At 70.0% G+C, this 19669-nt stretch carries 16 protein-coding genes; 12 read left to right on the top strand and 4 right to left on the bottom strand.

Annotation, left to right across the window (positions count from 1 at the left end; genetic code table 11):
• Positions 1–13 precede the first annotated feature (13 nt).
• Positions 14–1237 (bottom strand): Na+/H+ antiporter NhaA, encoded by a 1224-nt coding sequence (gene nhaA, locus ABZ382_RS12865; RefSeq protein WP_357088726.1) that lies wholly within the window; start codon positions 1235–1237, stop codon positions 14–16.
• A gap of 205 nt (positions 1238–1442) precedes the next feature.
• Complete coding sequence (gene acs / locus ABZ382_RS12860) at positions 1443–3389, bottom strand: acetate--CoA ligase (RefSeq protein WP_357087659.1); 1947 nt, start codon at positions 3387–3389, stop codon at positions 1443–1445.
• 298 nt (positions 3390–3687) lie between these two features.
• Between acs and ABZ382_RS12855 the strand changes: the two genes are divergently transcribed.
• From ABZ382_RS12855 to ABZ382_RS12835, 5 genes are read left to right on the top strand one after another with little or no spacing between them, the layout of a single operon-like run.
• Positions 3688–5199, top strand: a complete 1512-nt coding sequence (locus ABZ382_RS12855) for an ABC transporter substrate-binding protein (protein ID WP_357088723.1) — start codon at positions 3688–3690, stop codon at positions 5197–5199.
• Between the two features lie 4 nt (positions 5200–5203).
• Positions 5204–6130, top strand: coding sequence for an ABC transporter permease (locus ABZ382_RS12850; RefSeq protein WP_357087656.1), 927 nt, complete (start codon positions 5204–5206; stop codon positions 6128–6130).
• A 13-nt stretch (positions 6131–6143) separates the two neighbouring features.
• The gene (locus ABZ382_RS12845; RefSeq protein ID WP_357087654.1) at positions 6144–7103 is read left to right on the top strand and encodes an ABC transporter permease; all 960 of its coding nucleotides are present in this window, start codon (positions 6144–6146) and stop codon (positions 7101–7103) included.
• Complete coding sequence (locus tag ABZ382_RS12840) at positions 7100–8770, top strand: ABC transporter ATP-binding protein (protein ID WP_357087651.1); 1671 nt, start codon at positions 7100–7102, stop codon at positions 8768–8770. The genes ABZ382_RS12845 and ABZ382_RS12840 overlap by 4 nt, the downstream gene beginning before the upstream one ends.
• Before the next feature lie 60 nt (positions 8771–8830).
• On the top strand, positions 8831–9577 hold the full coding sequence (locus ABZ382_RS12835) for an oxidoreductase (protein ID WP_357087649.1): 747 nt from the start codon (positions 8831–8833) through the stop codon (positions 9575–9577).
• A 468-nt stretch (positions 9578–10045) separates the two neighbouring features.
• On the opposite strand, the gene ABZ382_RS12830 is transcribed toward ABZ382_RS12835, so the two are convergent.
• Positions 10046–10846 (bottom strand): HAD-IB family hydrolase, encoded by an 801-nt coding sequence (locus tag ABZ382_RS12830; protein WP_357087645.1) that lies wholly within the window; start codon positions 10844–10846, stop codon positions 10046–10048.
• A 438-nt stretch (positions 10847–11284) separates the two neighbouring features.
• Here ABZ382_RS12830 and ssd point away from each other — a divergent pair, with 438 nt between their 5' ends.
• The 7 genes from ssd to ABZ382_RS12795 all read left to right on the top strand — a co-directional run bounded on the left by ssd (position 11285) and on the right by ABZ382_RS12795 (position 16651).
• Positions 11285–12598: a septum site-determining protein Ssd gene (gene ssd / locus ABZ382_RS12825; RefSeq protein WP_357087642.1), complete on the top strand. Its 1314-nt coding sequence runs from the start codon at positions 11285–11287 to the stop codon at positions 12596–12598.
• Between the two features lie 186 nt (positions 12599–12784).
• Positions 12785–13981, top strand: a complete 1197-nt coding sequence (locus ABZ382_RS12820) for a TadA family conjugal transfer-associated ATPase (protein WP_357087639.1) — start codon at positions 12785–12787, stop codon at positions 13979–13981.
• 390 nt (positions 13982–14371) lie between these two features.
• A complete protein-coding gene (locus ABZ382_RS12815) occupies positions 14372–15028 on the top strand; it encodes a hypothetical protein (RefSeq protein WP_357087637.1) in 657 nt (218 codons plus the stop codon).
• Positions 15025–15621 carry a type II secretion system F family protein gene (locus ABZ382_RS12810; protein ID WP_357087634.1) on the top strand — a complete coding sequence of 199 codons (597 nt, stop codon included), beginning with the start codon at positions 15025–15027 and terminating at the stop codon, positions 15619–15621. The genes ABZ382_RS12815 and ABZ382_RS12810 overlap by 4 nt, the downstream gene beginning before the upstream one ends.
• Positions 15622–15699: 78 nt before the next feature.
• Positions 15700–15894 carry a DUF4244 domain-containing protein gene (locus ABZ382_RS12805; RefSeq protein ID WP_357088720.1) on the top strand — a complete coding sequence of 65 codons (195 nt, stop codon included), beginning with the start codon at positions 15700–15702 and terminating at the stop codon, positions 15892–15894.
• A gap of 35 nt (positions 15895–15929) precedes the next feature.
• Positions 15930–16244: a TadE family type IV pilus minor pilin gene (locus ABZ382_RS12800; RefSeq protein ID WP_357087632.1), complete on the top strand. Its 315-nt coding sequence runs from the start codon at positions 15930–15932 to the stop codon at positions 16242–16244.
• The gene (locus ABZ382_RS12795) at positions 16241–16651 is read left to right on the top strand and encodes an Rv3654c family TadE-like protein (protein ID WP_357087629.1); all 411 of its coding nucleotides are present in this window, start codon (positions 16241–16243) and stop codon (positions 16649–16651) included. The genes ABZ382_RS12800 and ABZ382_RS12795 overlap by 4 nt, the downstream gene beginning before the upstream one ends.
• Positions 16652–16971: 320 nt before the next feature.
• Here the strand turns inward: ABZ382_RS12795 and ABZ382_RS12790 are convergent, their stop codons facing one another.
• Complete coding sequence (locus ABZ382_RS12790; RefSeq protein ID WP_357087627.1) at positions 16972–19368, bottom strand: DEAD/DEAH box helicase; 2397 nt, start codon at positions 19366–19368, stop codon at positions 16972–16974.
• Positions 19369–19669 lie beyond the last annotated feature (301 nt).

The following is a 19669-nucleotide window of genomic DNA, read 5'->3' as shown; positions in this document are numbered from 1 at the left end:
GTACGTTCCGGTGTCACTCTTGACTTTGCAGTGCGCGCTCGTCACGTCGTGCCTGGTGAGCACGGCCACGACGCAACAGTAGCGCCGAACCGGCCAGGGAAGCCGCCAAAGACGTGAGCAACACAGCCGCTTTCGCGAGTTCTGCCGCCGACCCGTCGCCGACGTCTTCCAAGGCCAGTTCTGCCACCAAGAGGCTAACGGTGAAGCCGATCGCGCCCAGTACCGACAGGGCGAACATGTCCCGATACCCGAGATCCCCCGGTCGTTCGGCGATCCTCAACCGCACGGCGAGCCAACTGAATCCGAAGATACCGACTGTCTTGCCGACCAGCAGACCCAGGATGATGGCCAGCGACATCCGGTTGGTGAACAGCTTCGACAGCACCGCCGAATCCAGCGGGACACCGGAGGCGAACAGCGCGAACAGCGGCACGCACAGCGCCGCGGAGATGGGCTGGAAGAAGTGCTCGAGCCGGGCGGCGGGCACGCAGTGCTCGTCCTCGCCGGGATCCGGGCGCACCCGGGTGAGCAGGCCGCACGCGACGCCCGCCAGGGTGGCGTGAATCCCGGCCTCGTGCAGGGCGTACCAGGAGAGCAGGCCCAGCGGCACGTAGAGGAACGGGGTGCCGATCCGGAACCGCTGGCCCAGTGCCCAGCCCGTGAAGCACAGGAAGGCGATCAGCAGCCACAGCATCTTCAGCGTGGTCGTGAACAGGATCGCGATGAGCAGGATCGCGATCAGGTCGTCGACCACGGCGAGGCTGAGCAGGAACACCCGGGCGCCGGCCGGGATCCGCGACCCGGTCATGGCCAGCACGGCCAGCGCGAAGGCGATGTCGGTGGCGACCGGGATGGCCCAGCCGCGATCCATGCCCTCCACGCCGTGCCCGACCACCATGGCGATGATCGCGGGCATGATCACGCCGCCGACGGCCGCCACGATGGGCAGGGTGGCGCGTTTGCGATCGGCGAGCTCGCCGACCACCAGCTCGCGTTTGAGTTCCAGACCGGCGACGAAGAAGAAGATGGCGAGCAAGCCGTCCTTGGTCCAGTCGGCCAGCGTGAGATCCAGGTGCAAGGGCGCGATCGCGAGCCGCGTCTCGGTCATGGTGGTGTAGCTCGCGCCCCACGGGGAGTTGACCCAGATGAGGGCCGCCGCGGCGGCGATGAGAAGGAGTGCGCCACCGAAGGTTTCGGTTCTCAGATAGCGCGTGAGCTCCGATCGGACCTGAGTGATCACCGGGTGCACCTTTCAGCCGTACGTTCGACAGAACAGCGGCGTGCACACCACTGACGGGATCAACGGCACAACCGCATGCCGACCAGACTTCCCGGCACACCTTTTGCGCAATTCTAACGGTTTGCCCGGAACTTCTTGACCATCCCACGACAGCGAGGCCCTCCGATCAGTGATCGGAGGGCCTCGCGCGGGGTGCTACGGGTTACGCCTTGCCGGCCCGGATGGCCTCGAAGACGTTGGGGTCCACCAGGGTTGAGGTGTCGCCCAGTTCGCGGCCCTCGGCCACGTCGCGCAGCAGGCGGCGCATGATCTTGCCCGAGCGGGTCTTGGGCAGCTCCGGCACCACGTGGATCTCCCGCGGGCGCGCGATGGGGGAGATCTCGCGGGAGACCTCGGCCTTGAGCTCGGTGATCAGATCCGCGCCGGTGTCCTTGGCCTCGGCGGTCAGGATCACGAACGCCACGATGCCCTGGCCGGTGGTGTCGTCGGACGCGCCGACCACCGCCGCCTCGGCCACGCCCGAGTGCCCGACCAGCGCGGACTCGACCTCGGCGGTCGAGATGCGGTGACCCGACACGTTCATCACGTCGTCGACGCGGCCGAGCACCCACAGGTCCCCGTCCTTGTCGAGCTTCGCGCCGTCGCCGGCGAAGTACCAGCCCTTCTCGGCGTAGCGGGACCAGTAGGTGTCCACGTAGCGCTCGTTGTCACCCCAGATGCCGCGCAGCATGGACGGCCACGGCTCGTCGAGCACCAGGTACCCGTTGGCCTCGGTCTCGCCCAGCTGGACCGGATTGCCCTCCTCGTCAACGACTTTCGCGGAGACGCCGGGCAGCGGGGTCATGGCCGCGCCCGGCTTGGCCGCGGTGACGCCGGGCAGCGGGGAGATCATGATGGCGCCGGTCTCGGTCTGCCACCAGGTGTCCACGATGGGAGTCCGGTTGCCGCCCACCACATCCCGGTACCAGCGCCAGGCCTCCGGGTTGATCGGCTCGCCGACCGAGCCCAGCAGCCGCAGGCTCGACAGGTCGTGCGCGTCGGGGATCTCGCGACCCCACTTCATGAAGGTGCGGACCAGCGTCGGCGCCGTGTAATAGATGCTGACGCCGTACTTCTCGATGATCTGCCAGTGCCGGTGCTCGTCCGGGAAGTTCGGGGTGCCCTCGTAGACGATCTCGGTGGCGCGGTTGGCCAGCGGGCCGTACACGATGTAGCTGTGCCCGGTCACCCAGCCGATGTCGGCGGTGCACCAGTACACGTCCTGGCCCGGCTTGTGGTCGAACACCTGGTGGTGGGTGTACGCCACCTGGGTCAGGTAGCCGCCGGAGGTGTGCAGGATGCCCTTCGGCTTCCCGGTGGTGCCGGAGGTGTAGAGGATGAACAGCGGGTGCTCGGCGTCGAAGGCCTGCGCCTCGTGCTCGGGGGAGGACAGCGCGACCGTCTCGTCCCACCACAGGTCGCGGCCCTCGGTCATCTCGGTGTCGAGGCCGGTGCGGCGCACCACGAGCACGTGCTCGACGGTCGACTCGCCCTCGGCGAGCGCCTCGTCCACGGCCGCCTTGAGCGGGGCCGCGGCGCCGCGCCGCCACTGGCCGTCGGTGGTGATGACCAGCTTGGCCGCGGCGTCGTCGACGCGCTGGCGCAGGGCGCTGGGCGAGAAGCCCGCGAACACCACCGAATGGGTCAGGCCCAGGCGGGCGCACGCCAGCATCGACACGATGGCCTCGGGGACCATCGGCATGTAGATGGCGACCCGGTCACCGGCGACCAGGCCCAGGCCGGTCAGGTAGTTGGCGGCCTTCGACACCTCGGCCAGCAGGTCGGCGTAGGTGAGGTCGCGCGAATCGCCCGGCTCGCCCTCCCAGTGGATGGCGACCTGATCGCCGTGCCCGTCGAGCACGTGCCGGTCCACACAGTTGTAGGCGACGTTAAGCTTGCCGTCGGCGAACCACTTGGCGAAGGGGGCGTCGGTCCAGTCCAGCACCTGGGTGAACGGCTGATGCCAGTGCAGGCGGCGTGCCTGCTCGGCCCAGAAATCCTCCCGGTCGGACTGGGATCGAGCATAAAGAGAGGCGTCGCCATTGGCGGCGGCCGCGAACTCAGCGCTGGGCGGATAGGCATCCAGGTGGTCTGCGGATGTCTCGGTCATCTCGTCTCTTCTTCTCTCGCGTGCAAGCCGCGTGGGTGACGACGGCCACGTCCGACCCTAACCGACTGTGACCTGGGCCGGGCTGCGCTGTCTCGATCGGTGGGGCAGCCCCGGGGACACACGGTGATGCGATCCCCTGACAAGGGCGGTGACGGTCACTACTGTCCCTGTCACCGACAGCGGCTCGAGGCGGGAGAACGCGTTGAGAATCAGAGGGATCGCCGTGCTGGCCGCCGTACTCGCGCTGATCGCGGGCGCGAGCCTGACCGGATGCGCCGTCACCCCGGCCTACGGCGACATGATCGCCGTCAACGGCACCGAACCGCAGAATCCGCTGATCCCGTCCAATACCAACGAGAACGGCGGCGGGCGCATCGTCGACCGGCTGTTCGCGGGACTGCGCTACATCGACCAGCGCGGCACGCTGCACGACGAGGTGGCCGAATCCATCGACACCACCGACCAGCAGCACTACCGGATCACGCTGAAGCCCGGCTGGACTTTCAGCGACGGAACACCGGTCACCGCACACTCTTTCGTGGACGCGTGGAACTACGGGGCACTGGTCACCAACGCACAACTGCAGAGCTACACCTACGGGCCGATCGCCGGATTCGCGGACGTGCAGGCGGATCCGCCACGCGCGCAGACCATGTCGGGGCTGAAGGTGGTCGACGACCTGCACTTCACCGTCGACCTGGTCGCGCCCACCATCGACTTCCGGACCCGGCTGGCCTACGCGCCGTTCTATCCGCTGCCCGCCGCCGCCTTCAAGGACATGAAGGCCTTCGGGGAGCACCCGATCGGTAACGGCCCCTACCGATTCGCCGACGGCAAAGCCTGGCAGCACGACGTCCAGCTCACCGTGGTGCCCAACGAGAGCTACCGGGGCGGGCGGCCGCCACGCAACAAGGGCCTCACCTTCGTGTTCTACTCCAACTTCGACGCCGCCTACTCGGATCTGCTGGCCGACAACCTCGACGTGCTCGACACCATCCCCGACAGCGCCATCGCCGTCTACCAGCGCGATCTCGGCGACCGCGCGATCGAGGCCCCGACCGCGCAGAACCAGTGGCTCGGGTTCCAGCCCAACATGGCCCACTTCGGCGGCGAGGAGGGACGGCTGCGACGGCAGGCGCTCTCGATGGCCATCGACCGCGCGCAGATCGGGCGGAAGATCTTCCACGGCACCCGAATTCCCGCCCGTGACTTCACCTCCGCGGTGCTGCCCGGCTACAACCCGGACCTGCCCGGTTCGAACGTCCTCGACTACAACCCGGCCGAAGCGGCCCGGCTGTGGAGCCAGGCCGACGCCATCGCCCCCTGGAGCGGGCGCTTCGAGATCGCCTACAACGCCGACGGCGGTCACCAGTCCTGGATCGACGCCCTGGCCAACAGCATTCGCAACACGCTGCACATCGACGCGGTCGGCGCGCCCTACCCGACCTTCAAGCAACTGCGCGACCAGGTCGTGCACCGCACCATCGGCAAGGCCTTCCGCTACGGCTGGCAGGGCGACTACCCGACCATGCTGCAATTCCTGGAACCCGGCTTCGTGACCGGCTCGGAGACCAACGACGTCGACTACAGCAACCCGGAATTCGACCGGCTGCTCACCGCCGCCGAAGCCGCGCCCACCGAACCGGAATCGTGGAAGCTGGTGGGGCAGGCCCAATCCGTGCTGCTGCACGACCTGCCCACCATCCCGGTCTTCGACTACATCAACTCCGCCGGCTACTCCAAACGCGTCCGCAATGTGGTCATGACCTGGAACGGCCTGGCCGACTTCGAGAACATCGAGCTGAGGTGACCTGATGGCCTGGTATATAGCGCGGCGGCTGCTGCAGATGATCCCGGTGTTCTTCGGCGCGACGCTGCTCATCTACTTCCTGATCTGGAAGGTCACCGGCGGGTCGGTTACGGCGCTGGCCGGGCAGCGCACGCTGACACCGGCACTGGAAGCGCAGTTGAAAGCGCAATACGGGCTGGACAAACCGTTCTGGTGGCAATACCTGCACTACCTGAAGGGCATCGTCACCCTCGACTTCGGCACCTCGTACTCGGGACGGCCGGTGCGCGAAGTGCTCGCCCGCGCCTTCCCGATCACCTTCCGGCTGGCGCTGCTCGCGGTGTTCTTCGAGGCCGTGTTCGGCATCGCGTTCGGCGTGATCGCCGGACTGCGCAAGGGCGGCTGGTTCGACTCCACCATGCTGGTGCTCAGCCTGCTCGTGATCGCCATGCCCATCTTCGTGATCGGATTCCTGGCCCAGTTCCTGTTCGGCGTCACCTGGCATCTCGCGCCCGTCACCGTCGGCTCCGACGTGAGCATCCCGCGGCTCGTCCTGCCCGCGCTGGTCCTCGCCTCGCTGTCGTTCGCCTATGTGCTGCGACTGACCCGGAACTCGGTGGCGGAGAACAAGGACGCCGATTTCGTGCGCACCGCCACCGCCAAGGGCCTGCCGCGGCGGCGGGTGGTCGTGGTGCACATCCTGCGCAACTCGCTGATCCCGGTGGTCACCTTCGTCGGCGCCGACCTGGGCGCGCTCATGGGCGGGGCCATCGTCACCGAGGGCATCTTCAACATCCCCGGCGTCGGCGGCACCCTCTACCAGGCCGTGGTGCGCGGTGAGGCGCCGACCGTGGTGTCCTTCGTGACCGCGCTCATCGTCATCTTCCTGCTCTCCAACCTGATCGTGGACCTGCTCTACGCCGTGCTCGACCCGCGGATCCGCTATGCCTGACGGGAGCGCCGACATGCCCGAAACCTCACCGCCCCGGCGTGATCCGCGGCCCGGCCAGGAACGCTGGGTGGCGCCGCCCGACGCCGTCGAAGTGGTCGCCACGGACCGGGTCGACGTGCACGGCGCGCCCGCCGGATTCTGGGGCTCGGCCTGGCGGCAGCTGCGCCGCAAGCCGCTGTTCCTGGTCTCGATGGCCATCATCGTGCTGGTGCTGCTGGTCGCCGCCTTCCCGGGCCTGTTCACCGGACAGGATCCGCGGCACTGCGTGGTGGATTTCAGTCTCGCGCCGCCGAATCGGGACCACTGGTTCGGCTACGACCTGCAAGGCTGCGACATCTACGCGCGCACCATCTACGGCGCGCGGGCCTCCGTGCTCACCGGCGTCGGGGCCACCCTGCTGTTCCTGCTCGTCGGCGGCAGCCTCGGCGCGCTCGCGGGATTCTATGGGGGACCGCTGGATTCGATCATCTCCCGGATCGCCGAGATCGTGTACGCCATACCGCTCATGCTGGCCGCCATCGTCCTCATGCAGCTGGCCGGGCACCGCACCATCTGGGTGGTGATCGCCATCCTCGCGGCCTTCACCTGGCCCCAGGTGGCGCGCATCGCGCGCGGCTCCGTGCTCGCCGCCAAGGGCAGCGACTACGTGCTCGCGGCCAAGGCGCTCGGGGTGTCGCGATTCCGGATCCTGGTGCGGCACATCATCCCCAACGCGCTCGGACCGGTCATCGTGGTGACCACCATCTGGCTGGGCGTCTTCATCGTCACCGAGGCCACCCTGTCGTTCCTCGGCGTCGGACTGCCGCCCACCGAAGTGTCCTGGGGCGCCGACATCGCGGCCGGACAGCGGCAACTGCGCGCCGGATCGCTCATCCTGTTCTACCCGGCCACCGCGCTGGCATTGACGGTGCTCGGCTTCATCATGCTCGGCGACGCCCTGCGCGACGCGCTCGACCCCAAGGAGCGACGATGACCGAGCCCCTGCTCGACATCCAGGACCTGCGAGTGTGTTTCGGATCCGGCGACACCCGGGTCGAGGCGGTGCGCGGGGTGAACCTCACCGTGTACCCCGGCCAGACCGTGGCCATCGTGGGGGAGTCCGGGTCCGGGAAATCCACCACCGCGCACGCGGTCATCGGACTGCTGCCCGGCGGCGGGCGCGTCGAATCCGGCAGCATCCTGTTCCAGGGGCGGGATCTCGCGGCAGCGCCCGAATCGGAGCTGGTCGCGGTGCGCGGCAACGGGATCGGATTCGTGCCGCAGGACCCCATGTCCAACCTCGACCCGGTGTGGAAGGTCGGATTCCAGATCTCGGAAACCCTGGCCGCCAACGGCATCGCGCGCGGACGAGCCGCCCGGCAGCGAGCCGTGGAACTGCTCGCCGAGGCGGGGATCAAGGAACCCGAACGGCGGGCCGGCCAGTACCCGCACGAATACTCCGGCGGGATGCGGCAGCGCGCGCTCATCGCCATCGGGCTCTCGGCGCGGCCCACCCTGCTCATCGCCGACGAACCGACCTCCGCGCTCGACGTCACCGTGCAACGCCAGATCCTCGACCACATCGACGAACTGACCCGCGAACTCGGCACCGCGCTGCTGCTCATCACCCACGACCTCGGTCTCGCCGCCGAACGCGCCGAACACCTGGTGGTCATGTACCGCGGGCGGGTGGTGGAATCCGGACCGGCCGCGGAGATCCTGCGCGATCCGCGCCACGAATACACGCGGCGACTGGTGGCCGCGGCGCCCTCGTTGGCCGCGCGGCGCAGCGCCACCGCCACCGAACGCGCCGCCTACCGCGACCTCGCCATCGACGTGGCCGACGCCGAAGCGGCGGACGTGCCCGACGACATCGTGGTCGCCGAGGGGCTCACCAAGCGGTATCGGGTGCGCGGGTCGGTGCCGTGGCGGCATACGGAATTCACTGCGGCCGAGGACGTCTCGTTCCGGCTGCGGCGAGGCACCACCACCGCGCTGGTGGGGGAATCGGGCTCCGGCAAGACCACGGTGGCGTCCCTGGTACTCGGATTGGACACGCCCACAGCTGGTTCGGTGCACTTCGACGGCAAGGACGTCGCCGAACTCGCCCGCCGCACGCCGCTCGCATTCCGGCGGCGGATCCAGCCGATCTTCCAGAACCCGTACGGGTCACTGGATCCCACCTACTCGATCCATCGAGCCATCGCCGAACCACTGCGCACCCACCGCATCGGCACCCGGGAATCGCGCGACGCGCGCGTCCGCGAACTCCTGGACCTGGTGGCCCTGCCGTCCGCCGTCGCCGCCCGCTATCCGCGCGAATTGTCCGGCGGCCAAAGGCAACGCGTCGCCATCGCCCGCGCGCTGGCACTGGAACCCGAGCTGATCGTGTGCGACGAAGCCGTGTCCGCGCTCGACGTCCTGGTGCAGGACCAGATCCTCGAGCTGCTCAACACCCTGCAGGCCGAATTCGGGCTCTCCTACCTGTTCATCACCCACGACCTCGCGGTGGTACGGCAGATCGCCGATTCGGTCCTGGTCATGCAGGACGGAAAGGTGGCCGAAACGGCGTCCACCACCGACCTGTTCGCGAACCCGCGGTCGCCGTATACCCAGCGCCTGCTCGAAGCCATCCCCGGCCGTGATCTGCGCGTGAGCTGACGGGCCGGGGCCCGAGGTGGTGGCCGGGGCGCTGGTGACCAGCCAGTAGCCTCGTATCTCGTGACCGACCCGCTGCAGCCCCTCGTCGACCTGCCCGGCGTGCGCGACGCCGCCGACAAGGCCCGTGACGCCCTCGCCGAGGTGCACCGCCACCGGGCGAACCGCCGCGGCTGGCCCACCACCGCCGCCGAGGCCGCCGTTCGCGCGGCCCGCTCCTCGGCCGCCATCGAGGGCGGCACCATCGACCTGCCCGCCGACGGCAATGTCGAGGACCCGATCCTCGCGGGCTCGCTGCGCGTCGGGCAGGCCCTGGACGCGGAGGCCCTCACCAACCTGGTCGGCGTCTGGCAGCGCGCACCCCTCCAGGCCCTGGCCCGACTCCACCTGCTCGCGGCGGCCGACATGGTCGAGGACCAGCAGCAGCTGGGCCGTCCGCGCAATGTGCCCGGAGTCGCCGAGCGCCTGGACTTGCTCGCCCAGACCGTCACCACGACCAAAGCGCCCGCGCCGGTCATCGCGGCTGTTGTCCACGGGGAGCTGCTCTCGCTGCGCCCCTTCGGCACCGCCGACGGGATCGTCGCCCGCGCCGCCTCCCGGCTCGTCGCGGTGTCCAGTGGCCTTGACCCCCACAGCCTCGGCGTCCCCGAGGTCTTCTGGCTCCGCCGCCGTCAGGCGTACCTGGACGCGGCGGCCTCCTTCGGCATGGGCACCGCCGACGGGGTCGGCGGCTGGGTGATCTTCACCTGCGGCGCGCTCGAGGACGGCGCGCGCGAAGCCCGCTCGATCGCGGACGCGGCCTCGGGGTAAAGACCCCTGACATCGAAAGTGCTGTGCGCCACCGTGATTCGAGGTGCCACACACATTAAGAGCGGGCGGCGTTGTCGCGATTGCGACCTCACCGCCCGCTAGCACGGACTACCCGGTTACCAAGCGTGCTTTTCGGGTTGTGTTCTATTCGGCCTCGGCGAGCTCTCCGGGATCCGGTGGTTCATCCCCGCATTGGATGCGAGGCCCTCGCCCTCGAAATCCTGGATAACGCAGGCCCACAACTATCCGTGCCCTTGTCGCGGCGTGCTCCGCGTGGGTGCCTGGTGTCCGTGCTGGGAAGGGTGGGATGGGAGGTCGAATCTTCTCTTCCGATCCGATCTTGGCCTTCCGTCCTTCCGTGCCTCCATTGTTACCCCGTGACCGCCGTCACATCAAGACCTGCGGAAACTTTCCAATCCCGGCGTGTCCGCCTCGTTTCATGCCCGGTATTTCGGACGAATGACCGGGTCAGCGACGCCGGCGCAGCAGCCGGTAACTCAGCGCTCCGGCCGCCACCGCGCTCAAGCCGACCGCGACCGTCGCGGCCACCGTGGTGGTCGTCGGCGCCGGGATCCGCGCCCACAGCGACACCGGGTTCGAGAAGGCCAGCACCGGCCAGCCGCGGGCGGCGGCCTCGCGCCGCAGGCCCCGGTCCGGGTTCACCGCGGTCGGATGACCGACCACCTCCAGCATCGGCAGATCGGTCACCGAGTCGGAGTAGGCGTAGCAGCGGTCCAGGTCGTAATCGTATTGCGCGGCAAGTTTTTCGATCGCCTCGACCTTGCCGGGGCCGTAGCAGTAGAACTCCACTTCACCCGCGTAGCGGCCGTCCTCGATCACCATGCGGGTGGCGGCGAAATGGTCCGCGCCCAGGGCGGCCGCGATCGGGGCCACCACCTCCTCGCCGGAGGCGGAGACGATCACCACGTCGTGTCCCCGAATCCGGTGGTCCGCAATGAGATCCGCGGCCTCGGCGTAGATCAGCGGGTCCACGATGTCGTGCAGGGTCTCGGCGACGATCGAGCGCACCTGGTCGACATCCCAGCCCGCGCACATCTTGGTGAGGTGCTCGCGCATGCGCTCCATCTGGTCGTGATCGGCGCCGGACAGCAGGAACAGGAAGTGCGCGTAGCTGCTCTCCAGCACCGCGCGCCGGCTGAGCAGGCCCTGGTCCAGGAACGGCTTGCTGAAGACGAAGGCGCTCGACCGGGCGATCACCGTCTTGTCGAGATCGAAGAAGGCGGCGACTCGTCCGCGTTCGGCTGTCACGGGTCCAGGATATGGTTCCGCGTCGCGCGGCGGGCGTCGCGGGTCGTCCCGCGCGGGTCCTCGATACGCCGGGGTCCTTCATACGACGCGGTCGGCGGCCATGGTCGACGTCACGTTTGAACCGGGGTTCGTCGGGGTTAGCCAGCGGGAAGCCGGGCGGTCAGGACGGGAAAAAGACTCGCCGGGCGGACTTGCAATACGGCCGGGGCTTGGGTGTAGTATCGCAGTTACCTGGACATGGTCCAGGCGCGTTCAGCCCGACCCCCCGGGGCTGAACCCGACGGCCCCAGCCTCCTCCCCCCCCGGCTGGGGCCGTCCTCTATTTTCAGGCGGTTTCGGATCCGCCCACTCCTCTCGAATTGTGCACAGGCCGCGTGTTATCCACACTCGCCGTCGGGCCGCTGTCGTCGCTTCGCCAATCGAGCGACGCTGACCTGCATGAACTCCGATGCCGCCACCCCACCCGCGCTCGCACTGGTCGCCGATCCCCGTCTGCGCGAGGAGATCCGCCGCATCGCCGCCGCGGCCGACCGCCCGCTCGACGAACGCGTGCCGCCCCCGGGTCGACACCCCTGGACAGCCGCGTCCGTCATCGTCCTCGACACCGCCGCCGCGCATAGCTGCGTATCCGCCGGGCACCCCCGCCGCCCCGGGATCCTCCTGGTGACCGACGGCGAGCCGAGTTTGCTCGACTGGCAAGCCGCCACCGCGGCGGGCGCCGAACAAGTCCTTTCCCTGCCCGCCGCGGCCGACGCCTTGATCGCCGCTTTCGCCGCCCACGACGGCCGCCGCCCCGGCGACGGCGCGGTCCTCGCGGTCGCGGGTGCGGGCGCCGGTGCGGGCGCCTCGGTGCTCGCCGCCGCCGTAGCCCTCACCGCCGCAGGGCGTTTCCGCGACCGCACCCTGCTCGTCGACTGCGCACCCTACGGCGGCGGCCTCGATCTGCTGCTCGGTCTGGAGAAGCACGCGGGCCTGCGGTGGCCCGACCTCACCATCGAACACGGCCGTATCGCCGCCTCGGCACTGCACGAGGCGCTGCCCGTCACCTCGGGGCTGGCTGTCCTCTCCTGCGGAAGAGCCGCTCCCGCAGGGGAACTCGATGCGGAGGGCGGTGAGATCGACCGAGGAGTGATGGCCGGGTGCTCCGGAATCCCCGGAGTGACAACCGAACTCGGCGCCGGAGCGGAGACGTCGAGCGGCGTTTGGGCGGATGGCGGTGGGGCTGATACCCCGCTGGCGCCGGCGGCGGTGCGTGCCGTCCTGGAGGGTGGCCGCGCGGCCGGTGATCTGGTGGTCGCCGACCTGTCCAGCGACCATGGTCCGCACACGGACCAAGTTCTCGATCTGGCGGATCTGGTGGTGCTGGTGACGCAGGCGCGGCTGCGTTCGATCGCGGCGGCGGAATCAGCGGCGGCCTACCTGAAGGCCCGAAATCCGCATGTGCGCTTGATCATCCGCGGACCCGCCCCCGGCGGCCTCGCACCCACGGATATCGCGGAGACCCTCGCGCTGCCACTGCTGTCGGCCGTTCCCTCCCAGCCGGGGCTGATCGAGCGCCTGGAGCGGGGCGGCCTCACCGTACGTCGTCGCGGTCCGCTCCGCACCGCCGCCGAATCCGCGCTGACGGCCTTGTTCACCGGTGGTCCCGGCCACGACCGCGTGGCGCGCCACCCCGGCCCGTTCTGGTGGAGTCTCGCCAGAGCGCGAGGCACCCACGCCGAGTCGCGGGCGTCGGCACAGGTGGGCCGATGACGCCGGGATGCGGGCGCTGCCGGTTGCAGCGGGTGCTCGTGGGCATCTGGCCGGATGCGGGCACCTCACGGGCATCGGGCGGCGGTCCGCTGTCCCACGCACGGTCCACGGCCGGTCGATTGGCCTACTGCCGTATCGGGTCCGGGCCCGGCTGCCGGTGGCTCGCGTTCGATGTGGAGGTGCGCGATGAGTGAGCTGGTGACGGCCGAACTGCTGGAGCGGGTGCGGGAGCGGCTGGCCGACGGGGCCGCCGACCCGGATCCGGCGCGGGTGGCGGCGGCCATCCGGACCGAGGCGGGCGGGGTGCTGGCCGACACGGATCTGTTGCGCGCCTTGCGAATGCTGCAGACCGAGATGACCGGAGCCGGGGTGCTGGAACCGCTGCTGCACGATCCCGAGGTGGCCGATGTGCTGGTCACCGGACCGGAGTCGGTGTGGGTGGATCGCGGGCGGGGGTTGCGACGCACATCGATCCGATTCCCGGACGAGGCGGCGGTACGGCGGCTGGCCCAGCGGCTCGCCCTGGCGGCGGGGCGCAGGCTGGACGACGCGCAGCCGTGGGTGGACGGTCGACTGCCGGGAATCGGGGCGGCACAGGGACATTCGTTCGGCGTCCGACTGCACGCGGTGCTCTCGCCGATCGCACACGGCGGCACCTGTCTGTCTCTGCGGGTGCTGCGGCCCGCCACCCTGGGCCTGGATGCCCTCGCGGCGGCCGGGGCAGTGAACTCCGACGCGAAGTCGCTGCTGGAGCGCATCATTCGCGCCCGGCTCGCCTTCCTGGTGGTGGGCGGCACCGGGTCGGGCAAGACCACCCTGCTGTCGAGCCTGCTGGCCACGGTCGATCCGGCCGAGCGCATCGTCTGCGTCGAGGACGCGGCCGAGCTCGCACCGCCGCATCCGCACGTGGTCCGGCTGGTGGCCCGGCCCGCCAATGTCGAAGGCGCGGGCCAAGTCACGATGCGCGACCTGGTCCGCCAGGCGCTTCGCATGCGGCCCGACCGCATTGTCGTCGGGGAGGTCCGCGGCGCGGAGGTCGTGGACCTCCTGACGGCCCTGAACACCGGGCACGACGGCGGGGCGGGCACGGTGCACGCGAACTCGCCCGGCGAGGTCCCGGCCCGCCTGGAAGCGCTGGCCGCCCTCGGCGGCCTGCCCGCGGCCGCCCTGCACAGCCAGCTGGCGGCGGCGATCCAGGTGATCCTGCACGTTCACCGCCATCCCGACGGCCGCCGCACGCTCCGCGAGATCGGCCTGGTCACGGCCGACCGCGGCCGGGTGCGGTTCGTCCCCGCGTGGACCGCCGACGATCGTCCGGCCCCGGCGGCGTCCGCCCTGCTGACCCTGCTCGACGAAAGGACTCCTGATGATTCCCGCGAGTGACGATTGCTCGGGTTCGTGCGGGCGCCCGCGGCCCACGGAGGCTCCACGCGTCCGTCTGGAGAAGACCTGTCCGGTTCCAGTCGGTAATGCGCCGTGCTGCAATCCATTCGGGGTGCACGGGTCGCGGTTCCCAGGTCTCGGGCTGGCCTGGCCCGGCGGATGTGGTCGCTGTTCGAGCGGTGATTCCACTGGGGCACAGGAAGAGTCGGCAGCATCGATGAGGGAAGACAACTGATGCCGACCGCCATCGGACAGCCCGCTTCCGTGCTGGCGTGTATCGCGCTCGCGCTGTTCGTGTTGCCGCCGCCCCTCGCCCGGCGACGGATGAACAGGTTGTTCGATCGGCCTGAGTTCACGCGAAAGACGCAGTGCACCTGGACCGTTCGCGCTATGGCACTCGCAGCCGTGCCCTTGCTTCTGTTCGCCGGTGCCGGACCGGTGCTGGCGGGTCTGTTGGTGTCCGCGACCCTTGTCGTCCGCTCTCGGCGGACCCGTCGGGAGCGGTCGCGGATCGCCGCCACCGCGCAGCTCCTGGAGGGGTTGGAGGCGGTGATCGGTGAACTGCGTATCGGCGCGCACCCGAGCGCGGCGGCCGCGGTGGCGGCCGTCGAGACCGAGGGTGAGGTGGCCAGGGCCTTCGCGGTCAGCTCCGCGCGCAGCCGACTGGGAGGGTCAGGGGCGGAGGGCCTGCGCCGCCCCGATTCGGTGGTGGCACGAGAACTGTCCCGGGTGTCCGGCGCCTGGCGGGTGGCGGAGCGGCACGGCCTTGCGTTGGCCGAGCTGTTGACGGCCGCACGTCTGGACCTGCTGGGTCGCAAGCGCTTCCGGGACCGCACCGCCGCGGCGCTGGCCGGAGCCCGGGCGACAGCGGTGGTGCTGGCCCTGCTGCCGGTGCTCGGTATCGGCCTCGGACAGCTGATGGGCGCGGCCCCACTCCGGGTGCTGTTCCTGTCCCCGGCGGGAACAGCCCTGCTGCCATTGGGTTCCGCGTTCACCTGTGCCGGTCTGCTGTGGTCCGACGCCATCGCGGGCAAGGTGCTGCGATGAGCCCCTTCGCCGTCGTGCTGGCGGCTCTCGCCCTGCTGGTCCTGCCGGGCCGGGCCGGCGCGTTGCGCAGGCTGCGCTCGATGCGCGACTCCGCGTCGGCGGGACCACCGGTGCCGTCTGGCTTTCCGGCAGATCCGGACGTGCTGGGCATCGCCTCGGCGCTCGATCTGCTCGCCGCGTGCCTGCGAGCCGGACTGCCCACCGCACGAGCCGCCGCCGCGGTGGCCACCGAATCGCCTGAGCCGCTGGCCTCGGCCCTGTCGCGAGTCTCGGATCTGCTGGTGCTGGGCGCGGATCCGACGAGCGCCTGGGCGCAGGCCACCGAGGGCATCGCCGACGACGCGGTGGCGGCGCTGGCCCGGATGGCCCGCCGGTCGGCGCGATCGGGGACCGGATTGGCCACCGCCGTCACCGAATTGGCGGAACGCCGCCGCGGGGAGCTCGAGGATGCCGCCGCCGCCCGCGCCGAACGGGCCGGGGTGCTGATCGGCGGCCCGCTCGGCCTCTGCTTCCTGCCCGCCTTCGTATGCCTGGGCATCGTCCCGGTGGTGCTGGGTCTGGCGGGCCGGGTACTGGACGGCGGGCTGCTGTGACCGCAGACGACTGTGCCGGCGCGGAACGGCCGCGCCGCGACGAGGGAGGGAGAGACCGTGGGAACGACCATCCGGCACCTGTGCTGGGAACTGCGCGCCCGACTGCTGCACGCTCTGACCGCCGACTCCGGCATGAGCACCGCCGAGTACGCGATCGGCACCATCGCGGCCGCGGCGTTCGGCGCGGTGCTCTACACCGTGGTCACCGGGAACAGCATCGTGAGCGCCCTGACCGCCATTATCGACCGCGCCCTGAAGACTCCCGTCAAGTGACGTATGCCACACCACCTGATCATGCCGAGGCGGGGATGGCGACTGTTGAGGCGGCAATCGCGCTGGCCGCGCTGGTGGCGGTCGTGATCCTCGGGGTGGGCGCCCTGCTGGCGGTGTCGGCGCAGGTGCGCTGTGTCGACGCCGCCCGTGAGGCGGCCCGGCTCGCGGCCCGCGGCGAGACCGACTCAGGCGTCGCGACCGCCCGGCGGCTGGCGCCGGCGGATGCCCGGATCGTCGTCCGGTCCGAGGGGGAGCTCATGGTGGCCGAGGTGAGCGCCCACGCCGCGCTGGTCCCGGTCACGCTGCACGCGGCGGCGGTCGCGGCTCGGGAACCAGGGGAGTCGCCATGACCCGCGCGGGGCGGGATCGCGCGGCGCGGGATTCGGGCGGGGTGACGGTGACCGCGTGCCTGGCGCTGATCGGCCTGTTCGCGGTGACGATCCTGGTCGCGCAGGTCGGGGTGGCGGTCACGGCCCGGCATCGGGTGCAGGCCGCCGCGGATCTGGGCGCGCTCGCGGCGGCGGGTGCCCTGGACGGTGGCGTGGGCGCCGCGTGCCGCCGCGCCGCCGACATCGCGGACCGCATGGGTGTCCGGTCTGCCGGGTGTGAGGCGCGGGACTGGGACGTGACGGTGACGGTCGTCGGGCGGGTGTCGCTCGGGCCGCTCGGGGAGCGGGATGTCCGGGCCGCGGCTCGGGCAGGGTTGGGGGATGACCTGGGGTTGCGAGGGGATATCTCGTACCGAGCGGTTGGTTAAAATTGTGATGGCGCGGGCCACATCGGTGGTCGATCAATACGGAAATTCGATGAAAGCTTTAGCCGAATTGAAGAGGTGTCGATTGCATTGCAATTCGTCGCCCGAGACTCATTCGAATGAATGCACAGGTAAATCCGCGAGTGACATATTCGAGTGGAGCAACCCCTCAGTTAACAGGATCACATCCCTTTTTAATCGACTTGACGCCTCGGCGTGTCGCCGCCACCCTCCAGCATCCGGATTCGGCCCGATATCTGCCAGTTGACGACGCCGACCGGTTGGTCGGATGGCGCTTCGGTCTCACCGCGGCGACGGCGGCGTCACGGTTCGGGAGTGTCGTCGTCACCTTCGCCCAGATCGGCCAGAACCGCCCGGAGGAGCCGGGCCGCCCCGGCCTTGTCCAGGGGATTGTTGCCGTTACCGCACTTGGGGGACTGCACGCAGGACGGGCACCCGGCCGCGCAGCCGCAGGAGTCGATGACGCCCAGCGTGGCGGTCAGCCAGTGGCGTAATCGCAGGAACCCGCGTTCGGCGAATCCGGCCCCGCCGGGATGTCCGTCGTAGACGAATACTGTCGGCAGGCCCGTGTCGGCATGTTCAGCCGTCGAAACTCCGCCGATATCCCACCGATCGCAGGTCGCGACCAGCGGCAGCATGCCGATGGCGGCGTGTTCGGCCGCGTGCAGCGCGCCCGCGGCGTGTCGCGCGTCGATCCCGGCTCGGGCCAGCAGATCGGGCGTGACGGTGTAGTACACCGCCCGGGTGGGCAGGGTCTGCGCGGGCATGTCCAGCGGGATCAGGTCCAGTACTTCGCCACTGGGCAGTCTGCGCAGGTAGGCGACGACCTGCCGGGTGACCAGCACCTGGGCCAACCCCGTGGTGACCGAGCCGTACCGCCGTTCCTCGGTGACCGCCTCGATCTCCAGCGTGGTCACCGCCCGCGCGCTGGTGCTCCACCCCGGCGTGTCGGCGCGGACCAGGGCGACACCCTCCTCCAGATCCAGCTCGTCGACCACATAGCTCTCGCCCTGATGCAGGTGCACCGCGCCCGGGTGCAGGGTGGCGGGGGCGCGCCCGGCGTCGGTGGTGCCCAGCATGCGCCCCGATTCGACGTCCACCACGGCGATCGCGGTGCCGATGCCGCCCCGCACGTCCACCGCGTCGTGTGGGTGCGCGTCGGCCGTCACGAACCAGCGGGCCGACCCGTCCCGCGCCACGCCCGCCCGCCGCCGGATCAGACCCTGTTCGGCCAGGTCGGACAGCAGTTCCCAGGCTGCGAAGGCGTGTACTTCGGCATCGCTGAGCGGCTGTTCCAGCGCCGCGCACAGCAGGTGCGGCCCGAGCACGTACGGATTGTGCGGGTCGGTGATCGTCGCTTCCAGCGGCCGCCCGAGCAGCGCCTCCGGGTGGTGCACAAGGTAGGTGTCCAGCGGGTCGTCACGGGCGATGAGCAGCACCAACGACCCCTGGGTGCGGCGTCCGGCACGCCCGGCCTGCTGCCAGAACGAGGCGACCGTGCCGGGGTATCCGGCCACCACGACGGCGTCCAGTCCGGCGATGTCCACGCCCAGTTCCAGGGCATTCGTGGTGGCCGCCCCCAGCAGCGTGCCCTCCGACAGGGCGGCTTCCAGGGCGCGCCGGTCCTCGGCCAGATATCCGGCCCGATAGGCCGCGACACGCCCGGGAAGTCCCGCGTCCACGTCGGCGAGCAGCCGCCGGGTGTCCATGGCGATGAGTTCCGCGCCGCGCCGGGACCGCACGAAGGTCAGGGTGCGGGCCCCCTCGGCGACCAGATCGGCCATCACGGTGGCCGCTTCCGCCCCGGCTGAACGCCGCAGGGCCGCACCGTTTTCCCCGGTCACGCCGCTGCCGACGAGCGGCGGCTCCCACAGCGCCACCGTCCGCGCGCCCTGCGGCGACCCGTCCTCGGTGACCGCGACACACGGTGCGCCGATGAGCTTCTCGGCGGTGGCGGCGGGGTCGGCGGCCGTCGCCGAGCACAGCACGAAGACCGGATCGGCCCCGTACCGCTCGGCGAGTCGCCGGAGTCGGCGCAGCACCAGGGCGACGTGGGACCCGAAAACCCCCCGGTAGATGTGGCATTCGTCGACCACGATGTACTTCAGCTGCCGAAACAGCCGAGCCCACCGCTGATGCGACCGCAACATGCCGACGTGCAGCATGTCCGGATTCGTGAAGACCCAGCGCGCGTGCGCCCGCACCCATTGCCGGATCTCCGCCGGCGTGTCGCCGTCGTAGGGCGCGGGATGGATGCCCCGCAGCGGATCTTCGCTGGTCAGCTCGTTGACCATGCGCAGCTGGTCGGCTCCCAGCGCTTTGGTCGGCGCGAGATACAGCGCGGTGGCCCGCGGATCCTCCTGCAGCGCGGTCAGCACCGGCAGCTGGTACGCCAGCGACTTTCCAGACGCCGTTCCGGTCGACACCACCACGTGCCGGCCCGCCGCGGCGAGGTCCGCGGCCCGGCTCTGGTGGCTCCACGGCTCCGCGACGCCGGCCGCCTGAACTGCGGCGATGACGTCGGGAGATATCCATTCGGGCCATTTCGTGACCTGCGCCGCGCGCGGTGGTAGCTCACGAACATGAGTGAGCCGGGGGTCGCCTGAAACAGGGCCGTTTAGGACACGATTCAGCAACGATCTCCCGTAGCTGATGTCGCTCGCATCTCCGGATCGCGGCGCCGGATCTCGATCAATCATCGAAGCGCCATCGCGACACGCCGAAGGGGTGCGAAACGTGTGTGCGTCCGCCGCTCTACCTGCCATTTCACTACAGGGTAGCGACCTGCCTCACACCCTGTTTGCCAGATGCTCGCTCTGTTATCCGGAAGCAAACCAACTTCAAGTACGGATTTGGGCATTATGCCCCTCACCTGCGCATTCGCAAGATCAACTTTTTTGCAAATTGTGGGTAACTCCGCTGTTGAATTGCCCGAAGACATGGTTCACTGGTCCCTGGTCGCAAGCTTCTGTGTTCGAGGGAACGGATCTAAAGTCCAAA

It is taken from the genome of Nocardia sp. NPDC005825 (assembly GCF_040630175.1).
Taxonomy (GTDB): domain Bacteria; phylum Actinomycetota; class Actinomycetes; order Mycobacteriales; family Mycobacteriaceae; genus Nocardia.
Note: the sequence above shows the minus strand (reverse complement) of the source record. Positions and strands in the feature narration are given on the sequence as shown.